The following is a 24,906-nucleotide window of genomic DNA, read 5'->3' on the forward strand; positions in this document are numbered from 1 at the left end:
ATATTGGAAGGTTATTTGGCATGCCTAAATTTAGTTTAGCATGAAATACTTTAAGTTTTTATTGAAAAATGTTGACAAACTATTAGCTGGTTTAGTTTAAGTACATTTATTCACAATACAAAGTCTAAATAAGGGCTTATAATTTTAGAAACTTCATTGCTTGAATTAAAGTGTGACAATAATCGGACCTTTTTTAGTAAGGATAATCGTATGTTCTAATTGAGCTACATAGCTTTTTTCTGTAGCATAGGTCCAACCGTCTTCTTTTTGGAATACTTCTTCTTCAAAGGTTGAGATAAATGGTTCGAATGCGATAACCATCCCTTCCTTTAATATTTCATTATCCCATGGATCATTATAATTTAAAATATAGTCAGGTGCTTCGTGTATTCTACGTCCAACACCATGTCCTGTAAGGTTTTTGATAACAGTGAATCCATGCTGTCTCGCTGTTTCGAATACTGCTTTTCCGATTCTACTTTTTTTGGAACCGGGTTTTGCTTTCTTTAGACCTGCTTCAAATGCCTTTTTAGCAACGTCGCATATTCTCGTTAATACTTCTTCTCCTTCTCCTACTACAAATGAAATTCCTGTATCTGCGAAATAACCGTTCTTTGAAGCAGATACATCTATATTTACTAGATCCCCTTCATGAATAACCCGATGACCCGGAATACCATGTGCCACTTCTTCATTAAGACTAATGCAAGTATAGCCAGGAAAATCATATTCACCTTTTGGAGCTGAAACTGCACCTGATTTTTCTAAAAGTTCTCCGGCTATATCATCAAGTTCTTTGGTCGTTATGCCAGGAATTGTTCTTTGTGCCAATTCATCTCTAATGGAGGCAATAATTTTGCCAATTTCCTTCAAACCATTAAAATCTTCTTCTGTTTTTGCAATCATTTTTTTCCTACCTCATTATCTTTTATCATCAATAAACTATATAAGTATTAATTGTACCTTTACTTTTTCGAAAAATAAAACAAAGTAAATTATTTGGTACAATACCCCTCAGCTGAATTTTTCTTCGATCAAGAAAAAGACCGGCGTTGGCCGAATTTGAACGAGAAATTATTCACGAAAGAACACAAGCTGGATTATATGCTGCTTATGAATTGTTTCGCCGTGTTCTTGTCCACCTCCAGGGAAAAGATAAAAATATCCCTCATTATCTTGATTTTTTGTTAATAAAATCTAATCTCCACTAATTATAATAGCTTTTGCTGAGTTTCTAATACTCATATGTATCCCTCCTATATATCTCCTACATTTTACTATAAAATAACTTAAATCTTATTTAATTATCTGGCCCGTTCATAAAGAAAGACGCCGTTCTAATTAAAGAAAAGCGCCCGATTTGCGTAATATTGAAAATACAAAAGACTTCAAAAATAACTCCTCGAATATTTTCCAGGTTCCTATTTCCCCACTTCAATAATGCCCATTTGCTTTAAAGTTTCGAGTGTTATATTTTTTGCTTCGGTCCCAGAGCCGTTGATATTCACTGCAAATACCCAGGTATCCTTTTTTATATCAATAAATCCAACGTACCATCCCAGCCCAAGATCCGAAAGCCTTGTCCCTGTTTTTCCATGAAGCGTGTAGTCATCCTGTTCATTCTGTATCATCATCCGTTTGACCGTTTTTTGATGTTTTTCTTCAAAAGGTAGCTCTTCCTTTACTAACTTTTCCATAAAGTTTATTTGCTCAAGAGCTGAAATTTTCAGACTGCTGTCCAGCCAAAAGGATTGGATTCCCCCCGTTATATCCTGATTTCCATATTCCAGCATTCTAATCTTCTCTTGCATCCTTGTTTCCCCAATGTCTTTTGCCATATCCTGATAAAACCACATAGCAGACTCCCTCATAGCAGAAGCTAATGAGTGGTCACGGTTCCAGCTATCGAACTCTCTTACCACTCCATCCCAGCGCTTGACTTCATACTCATCCCTGACAGCTGATGTTTGCAGCCCAATTAATGCATTCGGTACTTTGAAGGTAGATTCAGGAGTGAACCTTTTTGAGACTCTTTCTTTGTTATATTCATAAACTTTATCGTTTTTGAGACTTTTAAGCACCATCGTGCCCTCTTTTCCATTAAATAGCTCATCAATTTCCAATTCCTTTGTTTGCTCCTGTTTTGCTTCTGTCACCGTGGTCGATCCTATGGAAGTCAGCATGACTGAGAATAATAAAATTACAGCAGCCTTAATCATCTTCATTTTTACATCCTCCTTTTTTAAAAAACTTTCAGTCTCAAGGTAAGTACCTCACAAATTTGTGTTTAATGATTACCCAAATAAGGTGAGCAGATCGTGACATAATAGCCCTCCAGATCACAACACTGTGAATTCGTTGTGTCCTGCTATAGGATTGAGATGAGGTTCTTCCACAATTGTCATTTTTAGCCCACGCTTAGTCCAGGTCGTTAATGCGAAAAAAGAGCAAGAGTCCGTTCCCTATTTCGCCCCTATTGGGCTCCATTAACGAAGGATGATTATGATTACCCCATTGAGGAAACAAAGTAGGACTTTTCAATCATTATCAATAAGTTGTTCAAAAACCTTACCACTTTCGTGTGTATTCTCACACTCCAGTAACAACTGATACCATTTAGAACTGGCTTCTACATCCTTCACCGCAATAACATGTTATGTACGTATCATTTTTATTTATATTCTCCTTTCAACATAACTGACAGTTGTTTATAATCTCAAAAGCATAGTAATAACTTCGATTTCCTTCTCAAAATTCCTGCTATGCAACAATCTGGCCCAATAAAAGAAGACGCTTTCTTATTGAAGAAAAGCGCCCGATTGTGGCATATCGAAAAATATGAAGGAGCTGCAAAAATGGCTTCAGTTATTTTACTAAAACATCGAGATAGTTAGGATTTAAACGATAAAATAATATTTAACCTTTCAATTAGTCCTTTTACTTCAGTCTTATCTATATCGAAAACTTTTTAAATACCAACACGGCATTATGTCCGCCAAAACCAAAACCATTTGAAATGGCATAATTTATCTCACATTCAACTGAGTGGTTTGGTACATAATCTAAATCACATTCTTCATCGAAATGTTCATAATTAATTGTAGGAGGTGCAATATTTTCCAAGATACTTTTTATAGTAATGATTCCTTCCACCCCACCAGCAGCACCAAATAGATGACCTGTCATTGATTTTGTGGAACTAACCTTTAGATTATATGCATGATCACCAAATACACTCTTTATTGCTTTCGTTTCTGATTTGTCGCCTTCTGGAGTGCTGGTCCCATGAGCATTTATATAATCAACATCAGCAGGATTAATTTTAGCCATTTCTATTGCAAGATTCATTGCTCTAAATGCACCCTGAAAATCTGGTGAAGTAATATGAAAAGCATCAATTGTTGACCCATATCCGATAATTTCTCCAAGAATAGTTGCCCCTCTATTTTTTGCATGCTCATATTCTTCAAGTAGTAAAATTCCAGCTCCTTCAGACATTACGAAACCATCACGATTTTTATCAAAAGGTCTACTAGCTGCTGTCGGAAAAACATTATTTGTTGACATTGCTTGCATTCTTGAAAAACCTGAATAGGCTAAAGGATTAATTGGTGCTTCTGCTCCACCTGCTAAAATGGCATCTGAATAACCGTGACGTATGTTCAAAAACGCCTCTCCAATTGCATGATTTCCAGTTGCACATGCAGAAACAGGAGCAAAACTAGTTCCTTTGAATCCTGTTTTTATTGAAATGATTCCAACCGCCATATTACTAATCATCATAGGTACCATAAAAGGAGAAACTTTTCTTGGTCCTTTTTCTAGAAGTGTTTTATGATTCTCTAGTACAGTGTCAATACCACCAATACCCGAACCAATGAAAACTCCAAATCGATTCGCATCGAAATCACCAATTGTTAATTTTGATTGATCCAATGCTTGTTTTGATGCGGCATATGCATATTGTACAAATTTGTCATACTTTCCTAGCTCTTTTTTATCAAAATAATTTTCGGGAAAAAATCCTTCGACATAACCACCTATTTTAGAATTAATACCTTCATAGCCCTCAAATTCAACCTTTTTAATTCCTGATTTTGAAGCCTTTATATTATTCCATAAAGTTTCTACATCACTACCTAAACATGAAACGGTACCATATCCAGTTATCACAACTCTACGAGTCATTGAAATCCCTCCTAAAATAAAGATAAAGATAAAGATTATCTGTTCTTTGCATTTTTCCCTTTTAAAGTCATACAAGTAGAACTTGCTTTTGCAATTAATGACATATTTTCATCATAAATAGAGCAATCAATAAGACCGATGGAACTTCCTTTTTTTACTACAACAGCATGGGCTTTTAAGGTCGTCTTCCATATGGGTTTTAAGTAGTTGATTTTCAATTCGACTGTTGTGAACGTTTCATGCTCATTCAACAATGTAGCATATGCAACTCCCATTGCTGCATCTGCCAAATCACATAGAATACCTCCATGTACGGTTCCCATCGGATTGAAATGCGCTTCCTTTGTCTTTAATGTGAATACGGTCTCTCCATTCTTAACTTCTACTGGCTCAAATCCAATTAATTTTGCCACAGGTGGGACTGAAATTTCCTTGTTAGCATTTAGTTTAATCGTATTCTCCATCATTCATCTCCCTTTACTATGTGTGTTTTATGGTTCAAGTACAACCTTCTCCTTCTCACTTACAAAGGAAGTGATAAAAAGGGCAGTAACAAATATGAATACGGCAAAGACATACGCCTCTCGAACTCCCCCTAACTGCTCAATAATTGCTCCTGCCAGAAAGGGGCCAAGTAATTGACCCGTTGCAAAGAAAATGGTTACAAAGCCCAAGACGGCCGGTACTAGATAAGGAAGAGAGCGCTCTGCTGCCATGGCTTGGACGAGGACCATTAGACCCCCTATGGAAAAACCAAATAAAATAGCAGAAGCTATAAAACTAATTATGTGATCATTGACGACTGGAATTATCCCTCCCATGACGCAAAAAGCCAAGGCAACGAGTAGAGATTTTTTTCTCCCTACTTTATCTGAAACCATTCCCCAAATTGGACCACCAATAATAGTAAATAATCCAGATATTGAAAATAGACTTCCGGCCACTTTTTCACTGATCCCGGAGTGTATCATAAAAGATGTTTGAAAAAGGATTGGGATGAGATAAGCCACTCCAACTAAAAAGTAAATGATGCCTACCCTAACGATTTTTTGATTTTTGTAGACATGAGCGACTCTTAGATTCCTATCATCTTTGTTGGACGCTCTGTTTCCTGGTTCTTTCAATACGATCCATGAGAGAAATGTGACTATAATAGAGATAATGGCAAAAATTATCCAAATAGCCCTCCATTCCCATACTGGAAAGTACTGAATTAAATAGGTGGTCATTAGACCACTAAGAAGCATCCCTGAACCCACCCCGCTCAATAAAACCCCAAGCACTAATCCTTTTTCCTTTTGGAATTGGATCACTAGTAAAGACATAATCGGGGAAAATACAAAAGCACTTCCTGCCCCACAAAAAAACATGATAAGTGTGTATAGATAAAAGGAATTCGAGAATGAAAGTAAAATGAAGCTACCAGTGACGAGAAAGCCACCTGCCATTATGACTTTTTTCATTCCAAACTTCAGAGCTAAAACACCAGCTACAGGAGAAATTGCCAGAAACCCAAGCGAGATCGTTGTTGCTAATAATCCTGCTTGTGTGTAGTTCATATTTAAGTCGGCTTGCATAAAAGGCATTAACACACCATAAGCCAATCTTGCAAAGCCAGTAGTCGAAATAACCAATAAGAAACCCGACATAAGCTGAGTCCACATAGGCCATCTTTTATGTGCTAGAATATAAATCCCTCCATTAAAAGACCGAACGGTCTTTTTTTATTCAAAAAAATAATAAATAAAAGAATTAGAAAAGAATGGCTTTTATCTGAATGATGACCATGTCTAAATATCGCTTATCCTTATACAATCTGCTAAGGGCCAATGCACCTTCCATGGAAGAAATAATGAACACCGCCATCTGTTCAGAATCAACATGTTTGTCAATTTCATTTTGACTCTTTCCAAACTCAATTATGGCTTTAATCATCTTGATTAAGCCTGCAAAACCTTCCTTAATTGAATCTTCAATCAAAATTTTTGAATCATCTGCTTCAATGGCCGCATTCATTAAAGGACATCCACCTACTAAGATGTCATTGTGGAACAAAGTCATAAAAATATCAGTAAAAGCTTGAAATTGCTCGTTTGCATTTTCCTTGGATTTGATAGCTTGTAAATAGTTTTCTTTTAGTGTGATTAACGAGTATGAAAACGAAGCTTTGGCCAAATCCTCCTTACTATCAAAATGATAAAATATACCTCCTTTTTTTAATCCTGTGGCCTTCATTATTTCAGAGATAGAAGTGGATTTATAACCATTTGTGTTGAATAAAGACGATGATTGCTCAATAATAAATTTTTTCGTTCGCTCCCCTTTATTCATCTTTTCTAACCTCCTTTTTAAAAAAGAACAATTGGTCTTTTTTATTATTTAAAACCATTGGTACCGTTTATGTCAAGTAATGAACATGATAATAGAGCCGATTGCCAAGATATCTCCCCTTTTTGCCTATTTAGCTTTCTAAGAAATCATTATCTTATTAAACAATCCTGCTCCTTTAGCTGAATAAGCTCCTATACTTTTAATACCATAAAAAGAAAGTTATCCTTATCTTATTTAAAAGGAACAATCATTGCGAAAAGAGCGAATTAATAAGACTGTTAGAGGAATTAATAATTATTCTTCAACCATTTTATGTACTTCCTCTGTTCTTTTGTTGCATATTCAACAGTAATTATGTTCTGACTTAACCAATATTTAGCAAGTTCTATAACTAATGGATGAAGAATTCTATTATGAGAAACAAGCAGTACATGTTCCAATAATACATTTAAGACACCATTATTAAGACCTATTTCCTTCAATTCCTTTATCATTTTTAAATCAGACTCTGACACAATATGTCCATGATATGTGAGTAACTCTACAGGTGTTTTAGCTTCAATCCTTTGTTCATATTCCATTTTCCTTTTCTCATAACTTTTTTCTTGCAATTCTCCATCCCCCCGTTATTTAGACTATAAAATTCGAGTAACTACACATTTTCCCCTCTTTTCTAATTAAACTGCTCGATTTCTTAATACCAATTATTTCTAAATCAGGTGATTTTCTCAATCTTTTATTCCATTAAAAAGGGCACTTACCTTATTACAGATAAGCGCCCTTTCGTATTATAAGGTCAACCAGTAGTGATCTTCCACAATCTGGCCCTTTAATTGAACAATACAGCTGGAATTTAAGGGTCAAAAGAAAACCCTATATTAATACAGGGTTTATCAAACTTTGTTTTAAATTATCAATCTTTTTTATAAATTATCGAACTTTTTTACAAATTATCAAAATTTATTTTAAATCAACAACTGCTTTGTCTTGTTAAACTAAACGGGGGCTTTAGTTAAACAATCCAATCTAAAAAGTCGGTTCCTTAGTGTACAGGAATTTGACCATTTTTAGGTTGAATTTTACAATTCGTGTTTCTTTAATGCTATTTTTGATATCCTATAATTTGGAAATAAAAGTAATACTATGACCCGTTTTTACACGTGTCTCGGCTGAATCCACGGCAAATAAAATTGGTACCAATTGGTTGGATTCACCTAGTGGGAGAAAAACTTCCTAGTGTTGCCGACCAAAAGCCGTAATTTTATAAAAATAATTTTAATCTTTAATCAATATTTTTATTAGTTCTGTAAATTCAAATTATCCGCGGTGGCCTTTAACTGGTCAATAAACATACGTGTAGCAGCACTTAAATATTTATCTTTTCTATAGACCACCCCCACTTCCCGAGCAAGATTAGAATTTAAAATTGGAATGACCCTTATATTATCATTGTTAAGGTTCTCTAAATAAGGCTTAGGCAATATGGTCACTCCTGCTCCTTTTGCTACTATGTTAACTAAAGATTCCATGGTTGTTATTTCAAAGATTGGCTGGGGCAGAAATCCCAAGTCATTACAAAATTTATTGATAAGTTGTCTTACAAAGAAGTTTTCTGGAGGTAAAATGGAAGGTGTTGACCGCAACGCTTCTAAAGATATCCCATCTTGGTCCTCAAATGGATGCCCAATGGGTACCGCGAAGGCCATCTCCTCCCTGAGATAACGTACATCACTGCGGATGACACGCTCATATGCTTCGTCTACTTGATCAGCACGGATTACTTCAATCATAGGGGCAATGCCGTGTTGAGCTGCGAAATCGAGCATCTCCTGTTTTTCTCGGATTCCACCAACAAGTGAACCGGCAATGCTGCAGCGGCCCATGATTAATGAAAACACATGATACTGATCTGGCTCAGCTGGTGCACCCACATTAACAAGTGTTCCGTCTACGCGAAGCATAGATAAATATGCATTAACGTCAAGATTGGCAGACACTGTGTTTAAGATGAGGTCAAAACGGCCAGCCAACGCAGTGAATGTATCGGGATCACTGGTTGCAAAGTAGATCATTTATAACGGATTTTCCATATATTCCATGCTTTAATCCGATACCTCTTTTTATAGAACAACCATTTATTCTCCGATAATTAAATTAAATTCGCAGCGTTTAAATAGCCATTTCCTTGAACATTAGGTAGTTGTCCCAAATCTTCACATGCACTGATAAGCTGTTGTTTTACTTGGTCAGGGGTTAGTGATGGGTCTTTTTGAAGAAGTTGTGCAGCTACACCTGCACATATCGGTGTGGCCATTGAGGTTCCTGATAAAGAAACATAGTTTGTATCAACAATTGCGCCTGAATTGATTTTATCAAGGAAAGATCCTGGGGAGCGTAATGAAATGATATTCACACCCGGTGTTACAAGGTCAGGCTTTACTAGTCCATCAATTGTTGGACCGCGACTTGAAAAATCGGCTACTGAATCATCGGAACGATCAACAGTATTCGTATCATCGGCAGCCCCAACAGTAATTACTTTAGGGCTTATTCCAGGGCTAGCAATGGTTTCCTCCGATGGACCAGAGTTACCTGCTGCTACACAAACAACCAATCCATTATCCCATGCCGTTTCAACAGCTCTTACGACGGGATCATCTGCGGCAGGTTGCGTTGCATCGGATCCTAGTGATAAAGAAAGAATGTCAATACCTAACTGTGATTGATTTTGGATACACCATTCAACACCAGATATTACGGTAGAAAGTGAACCAGACCCCTTTTTATCTAGAACTTTAACCCCGACTACGTTAGCCTCTGATGCAGGCCCTTGATATTTCCCATTGGACAATAACCCGTTGCCTGCTGCATCTCCTGCACAATGAGTCCCATGTCCATTATCATCATATGGATCAGTTCTGTTATTAACAAAATCCATAAAACCTGTGATCCGCCCTTGTAAATCTTGATGTGGATGGATGCCTGTATCAATAACAGCAATTGTTACATCTTTTCCTGTGAAGCCATTCTGTTTTAATTGATCAGAGTGGATCGCTGGAGTAGCTACATCGAGTAATGCCGTTACTTTTCGATCATAATAGATCTTTTTGATGTGACTGCAGTTTTCAAGTAATTGCTCGATTTTTCCTAATGATAATTTAGTAGAGCAACTAGAAATGGATGGAAACTCATTAAGTGTACGACATTTTGTATTCTTTATATCACTTAAGCCAGCCTCAAAAGCATCTTGTTCAAACTCAATGATTAATGGTAAGCTCTTTGTCTTTTTTCTTATATATTCTAAGGGACGATGCAAAAAGCATGGAACAGCACGAAAAGGGTAATAAGTTTGAACTAGTTCATGGCGCATGTCTTTATCAAGTTTATTTCCCATTCGACGAACCAACTGAATCATAGAAAAACCTAACATAGACTCTCATTCCTCTCTTATTTTTTTACGTAACAAGATATAGTACGTAAAATAGGAGAAGATGGAATGATTATTTCGTACAAAAACTAGCAAAAGGGTAAAAAAACTAGAGAAAGATAGAGGAAGAACCTTTTTTGAATAAGATTATCTACATTTACAACAGAACATTAGAAAATAAATAGAATCTCTAAGTTACTCAATAACAGGGTAGCTAAAATTAAAAAAGCTATTTGTGGGAAAAAGGAGAAAATCGTTATTGTATAGGTGGTTTTTTTGAAATGAAGTCCCCTTATATACAGGTATCAGCGACAGAAGATCGATAGAATGCACCTTTTATCTTCGTGTACAGTTTAGAGATAAGTGATTAAGGACTTATCATGGAGCCTCTGTGGATACGATTGGTCTTGAAAAGCTTAAGCAGTTGTTTCTTAAGGTAACCAAGCCAATCTTAGGTTTAATATGCTTTGATGAGTATATGTTTTATATAGTGGGGGAAATTTACTGCTTATCATCAGATGATCAACTTCCCTTGTATTAGGACCAATTACTACTATTACATAATCTAACAAACTATTATCCTTCTTTCTTAAAATAAAAAAAGCCCACCAAATTAATGAGGAGCAAAGAAAAAGTTGTAAAATTCCACCCCGAAACTTTACTTAGGGTTAGTGTATCCTCTAGCTTGATTACTATCTGAATAACCTTTAGTCGTTGGATCTTGAACAATTCCTAACGAGGAGAGAGCAACTAATATAGCATTAGCAAAACCTAAAACCCATCCGTTGATTTCATCTGTCCAAACAAAGTCGATAGCTCCTGTTTGATTTAAGCCTACAGCTAACATTTGAGCTATAATTAATAATTGAGATACAAATCCAATAACCCATTTAGTATTTTTAAAGCGCACTTTCCAGTTGATCATTTATCCTTCCTCCTTCCTCACCTCTTCCCATGTATGATATGTTTAGATACCAACTCTGAATAATAAATAAGCCTATACAAATTAAATTACATTTTCAAACAATTCACCTATATCAATTACTCGATTAATTTCTCTCTAATGTGACAACGAAGGTAAAAGGGAAAATAACAAATATAAAGAAGCTTTTTTGGCCAAAATCCCTTTATCCCCTGTCTAAGAAACAAAAATCTTTTCTGAATAATATAGTTTACCACAATTTTTTTTCGTAGCTTTATTTTAAAAGGACGCTTCATTCGAAGCGTTCTTTTTTTGTCACGCCTAAATTAAATTCAATTGGACGATTAACCATTTCTCGCGCGCCCGATTGTTGAATATTAATTTTCTATTGCATAGTATCGTTGTACTGTGCAACAATAACATTTTTGTATTTTCGTTATACTTATTCAACGTAAATGCCCGATTGTTGAACAGGGATTTTATAGCTAAAATTAGTTATGAACTTTTAGCCCATTTAATTAACAAATTCTCAAGTATATCTTCTGAGCTTAACTTACTTTTAATACCTTGTAGATAAAATTTCTTTTCATCTGCTGGAAAATTACTACAAGCTATTAAAAAAGCTCTCTGACTCCATACATCTAATCTTGGGTGGTCTTCTTTTAACTCTCTTAACCAGTCTGTTTGCTTCGAGACATTAGCACAAAGTATAACTTCTCTTTTTATATTTTCGGATGAAGTATTATACTTGGAAATAATTTTTTGAATATGATTAAAGTGAACTGTATTTGCAAATAGACTTAAAATAGATATTTGAAAAAAATCATTAACTTTAAAAATATCTGTATCCATTAATTTAATAAGTTCTTCTCCAACATCATACATTTTTTTGTTTTGTTTATTTGCTACTGAAATGAAGTACCTAGAAATATCACTGATAGCTGGAATAAGATTATCAAAATTCCTTGAGACATATCCAATAGCATTAGGAGTGCCAATTAGTGAAATTCTTCTAAATAACCATCTAATCCTACTATAATTGGGCTCATCTTGTTGTAGATATTTATTCAATAACTGTTCAATATTTTGCTCTGAGAACAGTTTCATCTTTTCATCTGGTATCATTTTAGCTCGAATTGCCCCATACCCACCAGCTGTATATTCTCTTAAGACCTCCGTTATTTCTTCTTCTAATTTATTGATCGGATTATCCTTTAGGTTTTTATCACAATGGGTAATAAAATCTGCAGAGGAATAGATTTTTGTCTTTTGGTTTTGTAGGATTAATCTTTGTTGCTTATCTAATATGGTCGCTATCTCATATACTAGTTTTTTTGCACGTATAGGATCATCACAAAACATAACAATATCATCAGAGTAGCGGCAAAAATCAATACCTCTTGTTAACAAACTATTATCTACAGGTATTAAAGACATTTCAGCTAAGAGGTGAACTGAATGAGGACCAATTGGAATTCCTCTTGAAACACGTTGTGTAATCGATTCTAAAAGATTCATAATTGATTTCTTAGCAGGATTAGGTAATCCACAACTTATCAATTGATTTTCAATGGTATGATGATAAATTTGATTATAAAAATCCGCTATATCAACATATATTGCGAACTTATAAGTTTGTGCTTTCTCCCTACACGCGTTCCAAAACTGATTCCATGAATTATAATCATTGTAAAAATATCCATCTGAGCTTGGATTGAATCTATAATTAAATACCCTTTTGTCTTCTTTCGGTATTCTTTTAGCCTCTATTTCATTTCCGAACTGATACATTATTGATGCCATTAAAATACTATCCAGCGGGTCTAACTGAGTGGCTACTCTATAGGACAAATCAGTTTTAGGAATAATAAACCTTCTACAAGGTTTCCAAGAATAATTACTAATATCAATACTTGCTAGTTCATTCGCTATATTCTCTTTATCACTATAAATAATTTTAATTTCTTCTGGTTTAGGAAACAAATCTGTATCACTATCTTTAAAAATGTGCTCAATTCCCCATAGAATTGATTCCTTTTCTAGTTTCATAATTTCCTCCATCTGGTTATTAAAACCCAATTACGTTATAGGGATAGTTTACCATATAATAGAAAATTACCTTTAAAAAATATGTGCCTACATGTTTCCTCCACAATCTGGTCCTATTATTGAAAACCTACCAATAAAAAACTTCTTATTTTAAAGTACATTCTTTTATATACAAAGTTATTTATTGCGCAGGATTTAGTCAAATGAACAGCAGCTTACTGAATCAGATACTTTTTATGCTGCTCTCGCTTTCGCTCATGAGTAATCTTTGCATACCTTAGTGTCGTATCAGGTGAACTATGACCTAAGAGCTCTTGAATCGCAACCAATTCAGCACCATTATTTAACGTTAAAGTAGCAAAAGTGTGTCTTAAAACATGGGGACTTACTTTGTCTTGTCAACCTGCTTTTTGAGCGATTATATCTATTTCTCTTTGTATTCCTCGTTTAGATAATCTTCTATAAGGTCTTCTCTCTGTAACCATCAAGGCTTCACAATTGTCATTTCTTCCTTTTATATATTTACCTAAATGATACATTGCTCTAATTGAAAAATAGACTTCCCTTTGTTTATCACCTTTACCAATAACTAATGTGCTCATTTTTTGTAGATTGATATCAGCTTTATCTAATCCATGAACTTCAGACAATCTACAACCCGTTGCATACAATATTTCTAGAAAAGCACGCTGCCGGACTGTATCGCAGGATTCTCTTAACATTTCTAGTTCTTCGATTGATAATGATTTTGGAAGTCGGTATTCATCTTTTGGAGCTTTTAATTTGGTAGTTGGATCACGCTTAATATATTCTTCTGAAGCTAACCAACTAAAAAAACTCTTTAAAACAGATAATTTCTTTCTAATTGTGCTCATTTTTAAGGTCCCATCTTGACTTAAATACATTCGAACATCTGCTGTAGCTATGTCCTCAGCCTTCTTTTTTACAATATCAGCAAACATACTTAATTCCATGAGGTAGTTGTCTAGAGTAATAGAACTTAAACCTTCTAGTTTTTTTGCCGAGATGAACAATTGTATTTTATCCTCAAGGTCAGGATGTACCTCACCTAACTCAACTCTTTGAAAATAATACCCTGATAGAACAGTAGATAATTTATTCTTTGTACTTTCCACTTCAATATCAGGATACAAATCTTTTAAAGCAGCAACTAAATCTGATAATATTTGCTCACCTAGATTCATAATAATCAACTCTCCTTAGTTCTTATTAGTAACTAAGGATTACCTATACAAACAGCAAAAATACCAACTGAGTAAGTATGAACCGCTTTTTTGATCCTTTGAATAAGAAAGAGACGATTACTTTTGGGGTAATCGTCTCATAATGGTTGTTTATAGCTAGTATCGTTGTACTGTGCAGCAAAAGAACACTGTATTATTAATATCTCTTCTTCAGCATTATCCCCTATAGTTTTAGTAGATTTCTTCAAAAACTTACACCAAAAATTATACGAAAAAGAAGGGACCGTCAAATAACGACCCCTTCTTTAAAAATTAATTTGATTATTTCTCCCCCTTCTGATTCGTTTAATCTCCATCTTGGAGCACCTATAATACCTACACCAACAATTTAAGAGAATAAAGCATAGCCACTTGTTAAAATTCACTTAGTTTAGCTTGAAATCACTAAATTGCCATTACAGTTGTCTTGTTTTTATGCCAAATTACTTTGTTCTTTTTTTGATATCATTGTTCGCTTACCGATAAAAGTGACGAATCCTAAAATCAATAAAATAATCGATGGCATCGCTTCAACCATTTCCTCACCAGCATTAATATGCGAAATTGCCGCACCTGCCATAAGCAACACTGACCAAACGGAGGCATGGAAAGTAAATTGAGATTTCCCAAAACCTACTATAAACCCTATGGCTACTAAAATTTCAAATATGCCTGTTAAGTACATAAACCATAAGGAATAGCCAAAGGCTTCTGTAAACATCTGGACTTGTTGTTCATGTCCGATTAATTTCATGATTCCAGCAAGTGAAAAAACTATGGCAAGCAATCCTTGAATGATACGAAAAACCCATTTCATATAAATATCTCCACGCCTCTCCTTGTTTACTAGCTTAAACGCTCTCTTAAGAATTGTTTAATTAGATAAGCACTTGTTTCTACTTCTTCTTCTAAAGGAAAATGACCTGTATTTAGTAAATGAACATCACAATCTTTAAGGTCCTTATGAAAGGCTAATGCTCCTTCCGGTCCAAAGAACATGTCATTTTTCCCCCATATAACCAATGTAGAAGGTTGATAAGTTCTAAAAAACTCCTGCCAATCTGGATACTGTTTTACATTATTTCTATAATCATACATCAAAGCAAGTTGTATTTCTTCATTGCCAGGACGATCTAATGCAGTTTGATCGAGTTTCCAGGAGTCAGGACTAATTTTATTAGGATTACGTGTTCCATTCATATATTGATATTTAGTAAACTCAGCAGTTAATAATCCTTTTAGAGGGATCTTATTCTCTTCAATAGGATTTTCCCAATATGTACGAACAGGGTCCCAAGTAGATAACAGCCCTTCCTCATAGGCGTTTCCATTTTGAGTAATAATGGCTTGAATACGTTCAGGGTATTTCGTTGCCAATCGGAATCCAATTGGGGCACCGTAATCGTGAACATATAAACTAAATTTTTCTACTTTTAATTCTTCGATAAATTGATATATTAATAAAGCTAGGTTATCAAAAGTATATTCATATTCATCGATTCCGGGTTGATCGCTATTTCCGAATCCTGGATAGTCTGGCGCGACAATGTGGTAGTCATCCATAAGTTCATTTATTAAATTGCGAAACATATGAGAAGAAGATGGAAAGCCATGAAGTAATAAGATAGTAGGATTCTTCTTATCTCCAGCTTCACGATAGAAAATATTTATATTATTAATAGTTTTAGTGTTGTATTGTACTGACATATTTTCACCTCATATTCATTCTTTTTATTTTACAAAGCAATAATACGATATCATTTTGTATTTAGTTTTGTAACAGAGCATCCGAATTGGATTACTGGATGTACATCTCATAAATCTTTCCTAGCTTTTCCTCTAATATATTAAAGCGAACAAAACGATCCTCTCGTAAATATTCCTTTTGATCTATTATCAAAAGCATAATAGGAGCTGTTAATATTAAGAATTTTTCTGCTACTTCTTCTACCTTGGTAATATCTATGTGCCCCAGATGGATAAGCGGGTAATCATCCAGTAGTTCTCTTAACTTAGGTAATATAGCATGACACGTACTACACTCCGGTGTAGATACGTATAAGAAGCTCATTTCATGATTTTCAAGAAACTCTTCTACCATTTGCATTGCTGTTAGTTCATTTAGCTTTATCATCCTATTACTCCTTTAAAGGTTCTCTGAATTCACCATTTTGCTCCCCCGTTCTTTTCCTTCTGGGTTTTATAATCAAGGCCTGAAATATAACTGTCAACGCGTTTACGCTGACATGACTAATAATAATATAATTTATACCTTCCAGATTCGTTCTAGCACTAGCCTAGTTCGAACTTTTATACATGCAGTTACTAGATAATACCTTCCCCATAACCAACAGATACTTTACCTTCAATATTAATTTGCACATCTGCTTTTTTCAGCGTATTTCCGACTGCGCATCCTTTATCTGCAGCCACAATCGCACGATTAGCTGATTCAATTTGCTCTTCTGTTGCATCAGCAGACAAAACAATATTTGGATAATGTGTAATCTTGAATCCCTCTTCCTTTGAATTAGTTGCTTCGGAATTCATTGTAAGTCCTGTTACATTCAATTTTCTTGTTTCAAGCATAGCAACTAGAGTCATTGAATAACAAGATGCTGCAGAACTTACAAGTAATCCTTTAGGTTCTGCACCTTCCCCACTGCCACCCAATGATTCAGGGATTGCGATGTTTGTTTCAAATCCATTACCTTGAATTGTACCATTACCTTTTGTATTACCATGCCAAACAGTGTTTAAATTTACATTAGCCAATTGATTTCCTCCTCAATACCTTTTGTTATGTTATCTAGTTAACCAGTCATTTATATAATATTCAAAAATCAGTAGTAATGTCAACTATTTTTCTTATCTGTTGATCAAACTTATATTTAAGAACTTGATTTTTTACGTTACCTTCATTAAGCTAGACTTATCTAAAGGATTAGTTAACCCAGAAAGTTGGTTGTTTAAATATGGAACATTCAGGATTACTTTTTAAAATTGATTCCCACTCTCCCTTGCCCATCAACGTGCAAATTAAGGAGCAGATTAAATGGTTAATCGGAAAAGACTTACTCAAACCGGGAGATACTCTTCCTTCGACCAATCAGTTGGCGGATCAACTATCTATTAACCGAAATACGATTCAGGGAGTTTATTCTCAACTAAAAGAAGAAGGTCTTTTGCTTATACAAAAGGGACGGGGAACTAAAGTTGCTTGTGAGGATGAAATTGCGAGATTTAAACTACAAAATCCCTATTTTTCTTTTGTGGAACAAGCAATGAAGGATGCTTATGAGTTAGGTTTAAACATTGAAAACGTGTTGTTGTCCGGATTTGCCTACATGCAGCTGTTCGGACAACCTCTGAAACGGGAGATGCGCTATCTCTTTATTGAATGTAAGGTAAGTTCGTGCATCTTTTATTTAGATGAAATAAAACGTATTACATCCGCGCAAATTGATACAATCGATGTGTCGGAGTCGCTCGAGAGTATCATTATTGAGGCTATTCATAATGCAGATGTGATTGTGACACGATCCGATCTGGCGGAGAAGGTAAAGAAGTTTGCGGATGCAGCTCAAAAAACGGTCATCTCCGTTGGTTCCACGAAAGATGTGTCACTGTTACTCAACATGTTGAGGCCACAATGATATTTTCTAGGGACGTTAAAGTGGTAAGTCCAATACTGAAGAGAATTTGAGAAATGTACATTACCAATAAAGTGTAAAGAAGATAAATTCAACTTGAATTTGGACAGACTTCTCTATAAAAGAAAAATCTAATCCAATTGGAGACGGTACAAAATCTCCGATGGAAACGCAAATTATTAACAAAATAAATAACGTAAAGTTACCTTCCCGTTTTTACTTTGTCAGGGCTACTCTACAAACTTCTATGTTTGATAGGCGAAGATAGGAATAGTAACCATAATGCAAATACAAACGGAGAAAATTAAACGTAATAACACATGGCAAAGTTTCTTCAAACAAGCAATTAGATGTACATCCTGCTTCTCTAGTTTAGTTGCTTCTTGCTTTCATAAAAAAGTAGACGAGTTACCACGTCTACTTTTTTATTATTAAACAATAGATTTATTCTGTTTTTTTCAAACGGCATTAATTAAAGTGTTTTCTCTCCCCGTTCTCTTCATCGGAAACTAATCTCTTGTTCGCTTTTTCTTGATTAGTTGAGCGAATAAACAAAAGCGCCAATACAGCACCTGCAAAACCTACCATTCCAGACCAGAAAAATCCTTGTTGAAAGCCCTCATTCAAAGCAACAATCGAGTTTCCTACTGTACTAGAGGACGTTACTGCTGCAGCAATTACAACCATAATGGCTAGGCTAATTGCTGAGCCGATCTGGGAAGTAGTATTATATACTCCCGAAACCAACCCTGACTCTTCTGGCTTGGCACCCGATATAGCTGCCGTTTGAGCTGGGATATAGGCTACTGCCCTACCGAAAGAAGCCAATAGTAAAGGCGGTAGGACGTTAGCCAAATAATTCCCATCTACTGGTGTGTAAAAGGAAAGCAATAGATTTGAACCTCCAAGTGCGATAAATCCAACAATCAGAATCATTTTCAAACCAAATTTTTCAACTAATTTTCCAGTTATAAAAATCATCGTTATTGCCATCAGTACCGGTGCAGGAATTAAGAACACTCCAGCTGAAAATGGAGAATATTGCAATACCTGCTGCAAGTACAGAGTCATGAAATAAGTGAATGGAATCCACACACCATTAAGCATAACAAGCGCAACGTTACCCGCGGCCAAGTTGGAAATCTTAAAGATGCGCAGCGGCATAAGTGGCTCCTTCTTCTTGGCCTGAATAATAAGAAATATGATCAAGAACAAGGCCCCGATAGTCAATGTCCATATAGTAGAGGGTGAACCCCATCCATTATGTTCTGCGATCACGATGCCGTAGACCAACAGAACTATAGCAGCCGTAACGGAGATAGCGCCAGCGTAATCGATGCGGCCATTTCTTCGTATACCTTTTTGTAGAAGCCTTAGAGACAGAAACATAACCAGAATACCGATGGGAACGTAGATTAGAAACGTCCACCGCCAGCTCAACCACTCCGTAATAACACCTCCAAGGAATATGCCGGCCAATCCGCCCGCTGCCCCGGAAAGGCCCCAGAATGCGAGCGCCTTATTCATTTCCTTTGGGTTTGCGGCAAACAACGTCATTATATTAGCCATTGCTGCCGGCGTAATCAAGGCGGAACCTGCCCCCTGGAGTGCACGTGCAACGTTTAGCACCGAATCATTCCAAGCAAGTCCTGCAAGCAAAGACGCTAACGTTAGGATTGCAAATCCCCACATGAATATGCGCCGTTGTCCGAACAAATCACTCAACTTTCCTCCTAATAGCAAAAGTCCCCCGAAGAAAATAATATAGGCGTTCATCACCCATTGCAAATTCACCTGAGTATAGCCAAGCGCTTCTTTGATAACTGGCAGTGCAACCTGCATGATTGAGGTATCCATGATCGTTAAGAAACCCGCAATGCACAACAAAGCAAGTGCTTTCCAGCGCTTAGGGTCGGCTTGCGGAATCGTCTGTGAATGTGTTGTCATAATCCAATCTCCTCCAATTTCGGATTTATTTCCAGTTCATTAAATTACATGTGGCTCAGTAAAATTCGATTTAAAAATTCCCCTGAGTTTCCTTTGTAAATAGTACGGTTTTCAGAAATATTAATTTTGCACTCGACAACTTATATAATCGAGGTGAATGCTTTAACTTAACTACTTGATCACAACAATAAGATATAGAAATATATTAACTTATTAATTGATCTCTACCTATCCGTTTCACAAATTTATAGAACGTCTCCCGTTTTTTCCCCATCAGTGAATATACATCTATAATCTTTTCTACTATGTCGTATAATTCTTCTGGTGTTAGATTCTCCTTAAGCAAGGAACCCACCACAGCGTCTTTCCCTTTTGCTTTTCCTCCAACATATAAATTAAAATGATCTTTAAACTTCATAATACCGATGTCACTTAACATTGGCTCACCGCAACCAATAGGGCAACCTGTATAAGCAATCTTTAGGGTAAAAGGCACGGGTTTTCCTGCTACGCGGCGATTTACCTCTTTTGCTACCTGCATTCCTTCCTCTTCCTCCCCTTTGCAAAAATTACAGGTTCTCAAGCTCTTTACGAAGTTTCCAACCGGATAACAAGCTAAACCAACATCTTGGAATTCTTCTATAATTTCATCTTTTTTATCTTCTGGAATTTCTATATAAAGTTGTTGGAAGGTAGTTAACTCAAGTTCCTCATCTTCACTCATATATTTTGAAATGGTTAGCAGTTGTTTTAAGTTTAGTTTAGCTCCAAACCCAATTCCTCCATTTATGGCGACCTTAATTTTTTTATCATCATCATTCATATAAATTTTCCTCCTTTTTCAAACAATCTACCATACACCGGTACGGTATATGTTTTAGCGGAATTATACCTGCCACTAAATATAGCGACAGGTATATCAACTATTTATAGTTAATTTCCTTTCCTTATTTAAATTATATTTTATTCAGTAGAGGATTTCTCAAGAGATATCTCAACCTACATTATTGTATCCCTAATAATGGTCAACTTTTTTATCTTTATAATTTTACTCGTTGTAAACGCAATGCGTTTACAACGACCGACACAGAGCTAAACGCCATCGCTGCACCAGCTACCCATGGTGCAAGCAATCCTACTGCGGCAATTGGAATCCCAATAGTGTTATATGCAAATGCCCAGAATAAGTTTTGTTTAATGTTACGTATGGATTTACGACTCATTAAAATTGCATCAGCAATACTGTTAAGGTCACCGCGAATAAGAGTAATATCTGCTGCTTCCATTGCCACATCAGTACCTGTACCGATGGCCATACCGATATTAGCAGTAGCAAGTGCTGGCGCGTCGTTTATACCGTCACCGACCATTGCCACTTTTTTTCCTTGCTGTTGTTTTTGACTTCCTCTGCTTTCCCTTCAGGAAGGACTTCCGCAATAACCGAATCAACGCCTACCTCTTTACCAATCGCTTGGGCAGTACGTTCATTATCACCTGTCATCATGATTACGTTAATGCCCATTTCCTGTAATCGGCGTACAGCTTCCCGAGAGGTTTCTTTAATGGTATCCGCAACTGCAACGAGCCCTGCATATTTGCCATTAATTCCAGCTAACATCGCTGTTTTACCATTACTCTCAAGTTTTTCCATCGTTGGTAGAACGGATTGAATATCAATACCATACTGCTATGAGTTTTCGAGTGCCGATGACAACTCCTTGACCTGAAACTGTTGCTTGCACCCCATAACCTGGAATCGCTTCAAAGAATTGAACATTCCCAAGTTCAATGCCTTTTTCATGAATACCTTCAACGATTGCTTGTGCGAGTGGATGCTCAGATTGTTTTTCGGCTGCCCCAATTAGTGACAACAATGTCGCTTCATCTTGACCATCTGCTACTAAAACATCCGTTAGTACAGGTTTACCATGTGTGACCGTACCTGTTTTATCAACGACTACTGTATCAATCCCTTGGGTTTGTTCTAAATGTTCTCCACCTTTAAATAAAATCCCAAATTCAGCTGCACGACCGGAACCAGCCATAATGGAGGTCGGCGTTGCTAAACCAAGTGCACATGGACAAGCAATAACAAGGATTGCAATTAACACTTCAAGTGCTGGTGTAACCTCACCAGGTTGAATCCATATTATCCATACTAGGAAGGTAAGGATGGCAATCCCCACTACAATTGGAACAAAAATACCTGAAATTTGGTCCGCCATACGTTGGATCGGTGCTTTCGAGCCTTGTGCATCTTCTACAACTTTAATGATTTGGGCTAATGCTGTATCACGACCAACTTTTGTAGCTGTCATTTTGATGAAGCCATTTTTATTAATTGTTGAGCCATATAATATATCACCAGTTTTTTTATCGACTGGTAAACTTTCACCTGTTAACATCGATTCGTCAACAGCTGTTGTTCCTTCTAGTACCTCACCATCAACGGTTTTACTAAAAGAGTGTCGCCAATCATGACTTCTTCTAGCGGAACTTCTTTTTCAATTCCATCACGTAAAACAATCGCTGTCTTTGCTTGAAGCCCCATTAACTTTTTGATTGCTTCAGATGAACGACCTTTTGCTTTTGCTTCAAATAATTTTCCTAAAAGGATGAGTGTAATCAATACCGCACTTGTTTCAAAATACAAATGTGGTCCGTGGTGTGTTCCCACTGTAACAATCGATTGATAGACACTGTAAAAATAGGCCGCTGAAGTACCCATGGCAACGAGTACATCCATGTTTGCACTTCCATTTCGAAGTGCTTTATATGCACCAACATAAAACTGCTTCCCGATAATAAATTGTACCGGTGTTGCCAAGATCAGTTGGATCCAGGGATTCATTAAGAAGTCTGGTACATATAAAAAAGATGTAAAGGAAAAGTGACCTACCATCGTCCATAATAGCGGTAACGATAAAATCGCTGATATGATAAACTTTCGTTGTTGATCTTTAATGTGCTTTTCACGGTGGTCAACTTGTTCTTTATCCTCTTGCTTTTGATGTGCACCATAACCAAGCTTTTCTACCTTCGTAATAATGTCTGCGATTGTTACTTCCGAAGGGTTAAATTCAATCGTAGCTTTTTCAAGCGCTAAATTAACGTTTGCAGTTGCAACACCTTCCAACTTATTTAAGCCTTTCTCTATACGCGTTGCGCATGCGGCACAAGTCATTCCTGTAATATCAAATTCTGCTTTTTGTTTCACAACACCATAGCCAAGTGCTTGAATTTTCTTTTCAAAATCAGCTTCACTCAGTTTTGAAGCGTCATATTTGATAGATGACTTTTCAAGTGCTAAATTGACAGATGCCTGCTCGACACCTTCCAATTTATTTAGCCCTTTTTCAATCCGGGTCGCACACGCTGCACAAGTCATTCCTGTAATTTGAATACTCGCCTCTTTCACCTTACTTCCTGCTTTAGCGTCTGTACTCATGATTCTGTTACACCTTCCTATACCTATATAGGGTATAATTTGACGAAAATGAGAGAGTGCTATAGAAGCACTCTTATTCTACATCATATCCTTGATCTTCAATGGTTTCTTTAATTTTTTCGACGGACACTTGGGCTTCATTGAAGGCTACTTCAACCAAAGCTTCATCTAATTTGACACTAACTTGGTTAACACCTGCTAATTCACCAACACTGCCTTCTATAGCCTTCACACAATGTCCACATGACATTCCTTTTACGTTTATTGTTACATTTTTCATGTGTTCTCTCTCCTTTAAATGAAATTTTTTCTAGTTTAAAATACACCGGAAGGGTATATAAAAGATAAAGTTTTTTATTTTTTCATTAACTTTTGAAACGTCACTAGTAATTCGTCTAAGACCTCAACATCACCTTCTGAGAGGCGATCTACTACACAACCTTTTAGATGACCTTCCAAAAGAATTTTAGCAACACTGTTTAGTGCAGATTGTGTTGCAGAAATTTGTGTAATCACATCATCACAGTATACGTCTTTGTCTATCATTCCTTTGATTCCTCGAATTTGACCTTCAATACGATTTAATCTAGTTGTTAAATCCTTCTTTACACGCTCTGGATGATGACTTTTTCGACAAGAGGTACCATCTTCTGTATGGCAAGTTTCTACCTTCTCTGAGTTTTCCATAAACTCACCTCCCTAACTGATGATCAGTTTACCATACCCTAGCAAGGTATGCAAAGAGAAGAATCTTGATTTTTTTCAATACTTTAAATCTATATTTCAATAGTATTGAGCCTAATAATCAGTAATGTACTGATATTAAGATTCTCCTACTTTTGATGAAGTTGCCCTGGTTTAGGGGAGGCTCAACTTGGCCATCCTGCCGCCATCCACTGTATAGACCTGCCCTGTGATAAACCCAGCCTCATCGGCGGCGAGAAAGGCCACGAGCGCTGCCACCTCTCCAGGGGAGCCTGTGCGGGCCACAGGGTGGATGCGCCCTATGTCACGTCTGAACGACTCTGAATCAGGTGAGTTTTCGATGAAATCGAGGTTCAAATCAGTGTCAATCCAGCCAGGGGCCACCGCATTGCAGCGGATGCCTTCATGGCCATGGTCCACAGCCACCGAACGGGTCACAGCCCATGAAGCCCGGCCTTGGTGGCACAGTAGGCCGCATGCCCGGGGTTAGCGGCCAACCCCTCAATCGGGCCGGTATTGACGATACTGCCTCGCGTCTTGCGTAGGTAGGGTAGCGCAGCGCGGATCATTAGAAAGGGGCCCGTCAGGTTTACGTTGAGGTTGCGTTGCCAATCCTCAAGAGTCATTTCTTCAATCCTGGCTTCCTGCATCATACCCGCGTTGTTGACCAGCACATCAAGCTGCCCATGGCGGACGATAACTTCTTTAACAATCTGTTCCGGTGTATACGGATTGGAGAAATCAGCCGCGATTGATTCAAAATCCTCGTCTTCCCCGCGTTGCGCGGTGATCACGGTCGCTCCTTCATCGCGTAACCGGCGAGCAATGGCCCGTCCAATCCCCGAACGTCCTCCTGTCACTAGCGCCACCTTGTTTTCAAAACGCTTCATTTGATTTGTCATTATAATAACCTCCTTATTCAACAATCACTACCCTTATATACAATATCCCTTCAAAATTTTGATAAAGTGCACCCTTTATTGTTACCTTTA

At 36.7% G+C, this 24,906-nt stretch carries 22 protein-coding genes and 4 pseudogenes; 1 reads left to right on the plus strand and 25 read right to left on the minus strand.

The features are described 5' to 3' along the window. Positions 1-165: 165 nt before the first annotated feature. From map to ACFFIX_RS17725, 18 genes and pseudogenes are all read right to left on the minus strand, one after another. On the minus strand, positions 166-906 hold the full coding sequence (map, locus tag ACFFIX_RS17640) for a type I methionyl aminopeptidase (protein ID WP_378936312.1): 741 nt from the start codon (positions 904-906) through the stop codon (positions 166-168). A gap of 210 nt (positions 907-1,116) precedes the next feature. Next, positions 1,117-1,197 (minus strand): annotated as a pseudogene (locus ACFFIX_RS17645) (NUDIX hydrolase); the annotation flags it as partial. Positions 1,198-1,421: 224 nt separating this feature from the next. Beyond that, entirely contained in the window at positions 1,422-2,225 is an 804-nt protein-coding gene (blaOXA, locus tag ACFFIX_RS17650) for a class D beta-lactamase (RefSeq protein ID WP_378936314.1), read from the minus strand. Between the two features lie 727 nt (positions 2,226-2,952). Then, positions 2,953-4,188, minus strand: coding sequence for a beta-ketoacyl-ACP synthase II (gene fabF / locus ACFFIX_RS17655; RefSeq protein ID WP_378936316.1), 1,236 nt, complete (start codon positions 4,186-4,188; stop codon positions 2,953-2,955). 35 nt (positions 4,189-4,223) lie between these two features. Beyond that, a complete protein-coding gene (locus ACFFIX_RS17660; RefSeq protein WP_378936318.1) occupies positions 4,224-4,652 on the minus strand; it encodes a PaaI family thioesterase in 429 nt (142 codons plus the stop codon). Positions 4,653-4,679: 27 nt separating this feature from the next. Then, on the minus strand, positions 4,680-5,852 hold the full coding sequence (locus ACFFIX_RS17665) for an MFS transporter (protein WP_378936320.1): 1,173 nt from the start codon (positions 5,850-5,852) through the stop codon (positions 4,680-4,682). An 88-nt stretch (positions 5,853-5,940) separates the two neighbouring features. Beyond that, positions 5,941-6,519 carry a TetR/AcrR family transcriptional regulator gene (locus ACFFIX_RS17670; protein WP_317122742.1) on the minus strand — a complete coding sequence of 193 codons (579 nt, stop codon included), beginning with the start codon at positions 6,517-6,519 and terminating at the stop codon, positions 5,941-5,943. Positions 6,520-6,806: 287 nt separating this feature from the next. Then, positions 6,807-7,130: a DnaD domain protein gene (locus ACFFIX_RS17675; RefSeq protein WP_378936323.1), complete on the minus strand. Its 324-nt coding sequence runs from the start codon at positions 7,128-7,130 to the stop codon at positions 6,807-6,809. A 687-nt stretch (positions 7,131-7,817) separates the two neighbouring features. Then, the gene (locus ACFFIX_RS17680) at positions 7,818-8,225 is read right to left on the minus strand and encodes a LysR family transcriptional regulator substrate-binding protein (RefSeq protein ID WP_378936467.1); all 408 of its coding nucleotides are present in this window, start codon (positions 8,223-8,225) and stop codon (positions 7,818-7,820) included. Between the two features lie 12 nt (positions 8,226-8,237). Next, positions 8,238-8,585, minus strand: a pseudogene (locus ACFFIX_RS17685) (zinc-binding dehydrogenase); the annotation flags it as partial. Positions 8,586-8,668: 83 nt separating this feature from the next. Then, a complete protein-coding gene (locus ACFFIX_RS17690) occupies positions 8,669-9,949 on the minus strand; it encodes a S8 family peptidase (protein ID WP_378936325.1) in 1,281 nt (426 codons plus the stop codon). A 655-nt stretch (positions 9,950-10,604) separates the two neighbouring features. Further along, positions 10,605-10,871 (minus strand): phage holin, encoded by a 267-nt coding sequence (locus ACFFIX_RS17695; protein WP_378936327.1) that lies wholly within the window; start codon positions 10,869-10,871, stop codon positions 10,605-10,607. 492 nt (positions 10,872-11,363) lie between these two features. Continuing rightward, positions 11,364-12,917, minus strand: coding sequence for an RNA-directed DNA polymerase (locus ACFFIX_RS17700; protein WP_378936329.1), 1,554 nt, complete (start codon positions 12,915-12,917; stop codon positions 11,364-11,366). 215 nt (positions 12,918-13,132) lie between these two features. Further along, a pseudogene (gene xerA, locus ACFFIX_RS17705) lies at positions 13,133-14,122 on the minus strand (site-specific tyrosine recombinase/integron integrase). A gap of 472 nt (positions 14,123-14,594) precedes the next feature. Continuing rightward, positions 14,595-14,978, minus strand: coding sequence for a DoxX family protein (locus tag ACFFIX_RS17710; protein ID WP_378936331.1), 384 nt, complete (start codon positions 14,976-14,978; stop codon positions 14,595-14,597). Positions 14,979-15,007: 29 nt separating this feature from the next. Then, positions 15,008-15,868 carry an alpha/beta fold hydrolase gene (locus ACFFIX_RS17715; protein ID WP_378936333.1) on the minus strand — a complete coding sequence of 287 codons (861 nt, stop codon included), beginning with the start codon at positions 15,866-15,868 and terminating at the stop codon, positions 15,008-15,010. 91 nt (positions 15,869-15,959) lie between these two features. Continuing rightward, positions 15,960-16,295 carry a thioredoxin family protein gene (locus tag ACFFIX_RS17720; RefSeq protein ID WP_378936335.1) on the minus strand — a complete coding sequence of 112 codons (336 nt, stop codon included), beginning with the start codon at positions 16,293-16,295 and terminating at the stop codon, positions 15,960-15,962. Positions 16,296-16,486: 191 nt separating this feature from the next. Continuing rightward, entirely contained in the window at positions 16,487-16,936 is a 450-nt protein-coding gene (locus ACFFIX_RS17725) for an OsmC family protein (RefSeq protein ID WP_378936337.1), read from the minus strand. 200 nt (positions 16,937-17,136) lie between these two features. On the opposite strand from ACFFIX_RS17725, the gene ACFFIX_RS17730 reads away from it, so the two are divergent. Beyond that, a complete protein-coding gene (locus tag ACFFIX_RS17730) occupies positions 17,137-17,817 on the plus strand; it encodes a GntR family transcriptional regulator (RefSeq protein ID WP_378936339.1) in 681 nt (226 codons plus the stop codon). A gap of 465 nt (positions 17,818-18,282) precedes the next feature. On the opposite strand, the gene ACFFIX_RS17735 is transcribed toward ACFFIX_RS17730, so the two are convergent. The 7 genes and pseudogenes from ACFFIX_RS17735 to ACFFIX_RS17765 all read right to left on the minus strand — a co-directional run bounded on the left by ACFFIX_RS17735 (position 18,283) and on the right by ACFFIX_RS17765 (position 24,816). Then, a complete protein-coding gene (locus ACFFIX_RS17735; RefSeq protein WP_378936341.1) occupies positions 18,283-19,761 on the minus strand; it encodes an MFS transporter in 1,479 nt (492 codons plus the stop codon). A gap of 205 nt (positions 19,762-19,966) precedes the next feature. Beyond that, on the minus strand, positions 19,967-20,584 hold the full coding sequence (locus tag ACFFIX_RS17740) for a nitrite reductase (RefSeq protein WP_378936343.1): 618 nt from the start codon (positions 20,582-20,584) through the stop codon (positions 19,967-19,969). A gap of 217 nt (positions 20,585-20,801) precedes the next feature. After that, a pseudogene (locus ACFFIX_RS17745) lies at positions 20,802-23,209 on the minus strand (heavy metal translocating P-type ATPase). Positions 23,210-23,282: 73 nt separating this feature from the next. Beyond that, positions 23,283-23,489 carry a copper chaperone CopZ gene (gene copZ, locus ACFFIX_RS17750; protein WP_378936345.1) on the minus strand — a complete coding sequence of 69 codons (207 nt, stop codon included), beginning with the start codon at positions 23,487-23,489 and terminating at the stop codon, positions 23,283-23,285. 74 nt (positions 23,490-23,563) lie between these two features. After that, positions 23,564-23,896: a metal-sensitive transcriptional regulator gene (locus ACFFIX_RS17755; protein ID WP_378936347.1), complete on the minus strand. Its 333-nt coding sequence runs from the start codon at positions 23,894-23,896 to the stop codon at positions 23,564-23,566. A gap of 171 nt (positions 23,897-24,067) precedes the next feature. Continuing rightward, on the minus strand, positions 24,068-24,352 hold the full coding sequence (locus ACFFIX_RS17760; protein WP_378936349.1) for an SDR family oxidoreductase: 285 nt from the start codon (positions 24,350-24,352) through the stop codon (positions 24,068-24,070). Next, positions 24,349-24,816, minus strand: a complete 468-nt coding sequence (locus ACFFIX_RS17765) for an SDR family NAD(P)-dependent oxidoreductase (protein ID WP_378936351.1) — start codon at positions 24,814-24,816, stop codon at positions 24,349-24,351. Before ACFFIX_RS17765 ends, ACFFIX_RS17760 begins: the two co-directional genes overlap by 4 nt. Positions 24,817-24,906: the final 90 nt, after the last annotated feature.

This window comes from Metabacillus herbersteinensis (genome assembly GCF_042433335.1).
Taxonomy (GTDB): Bacteria; Bacillota; Bacilli; order Bacillales; family Bacillaceae; genus Metabacillus; species Metabacillus herbersteinensis.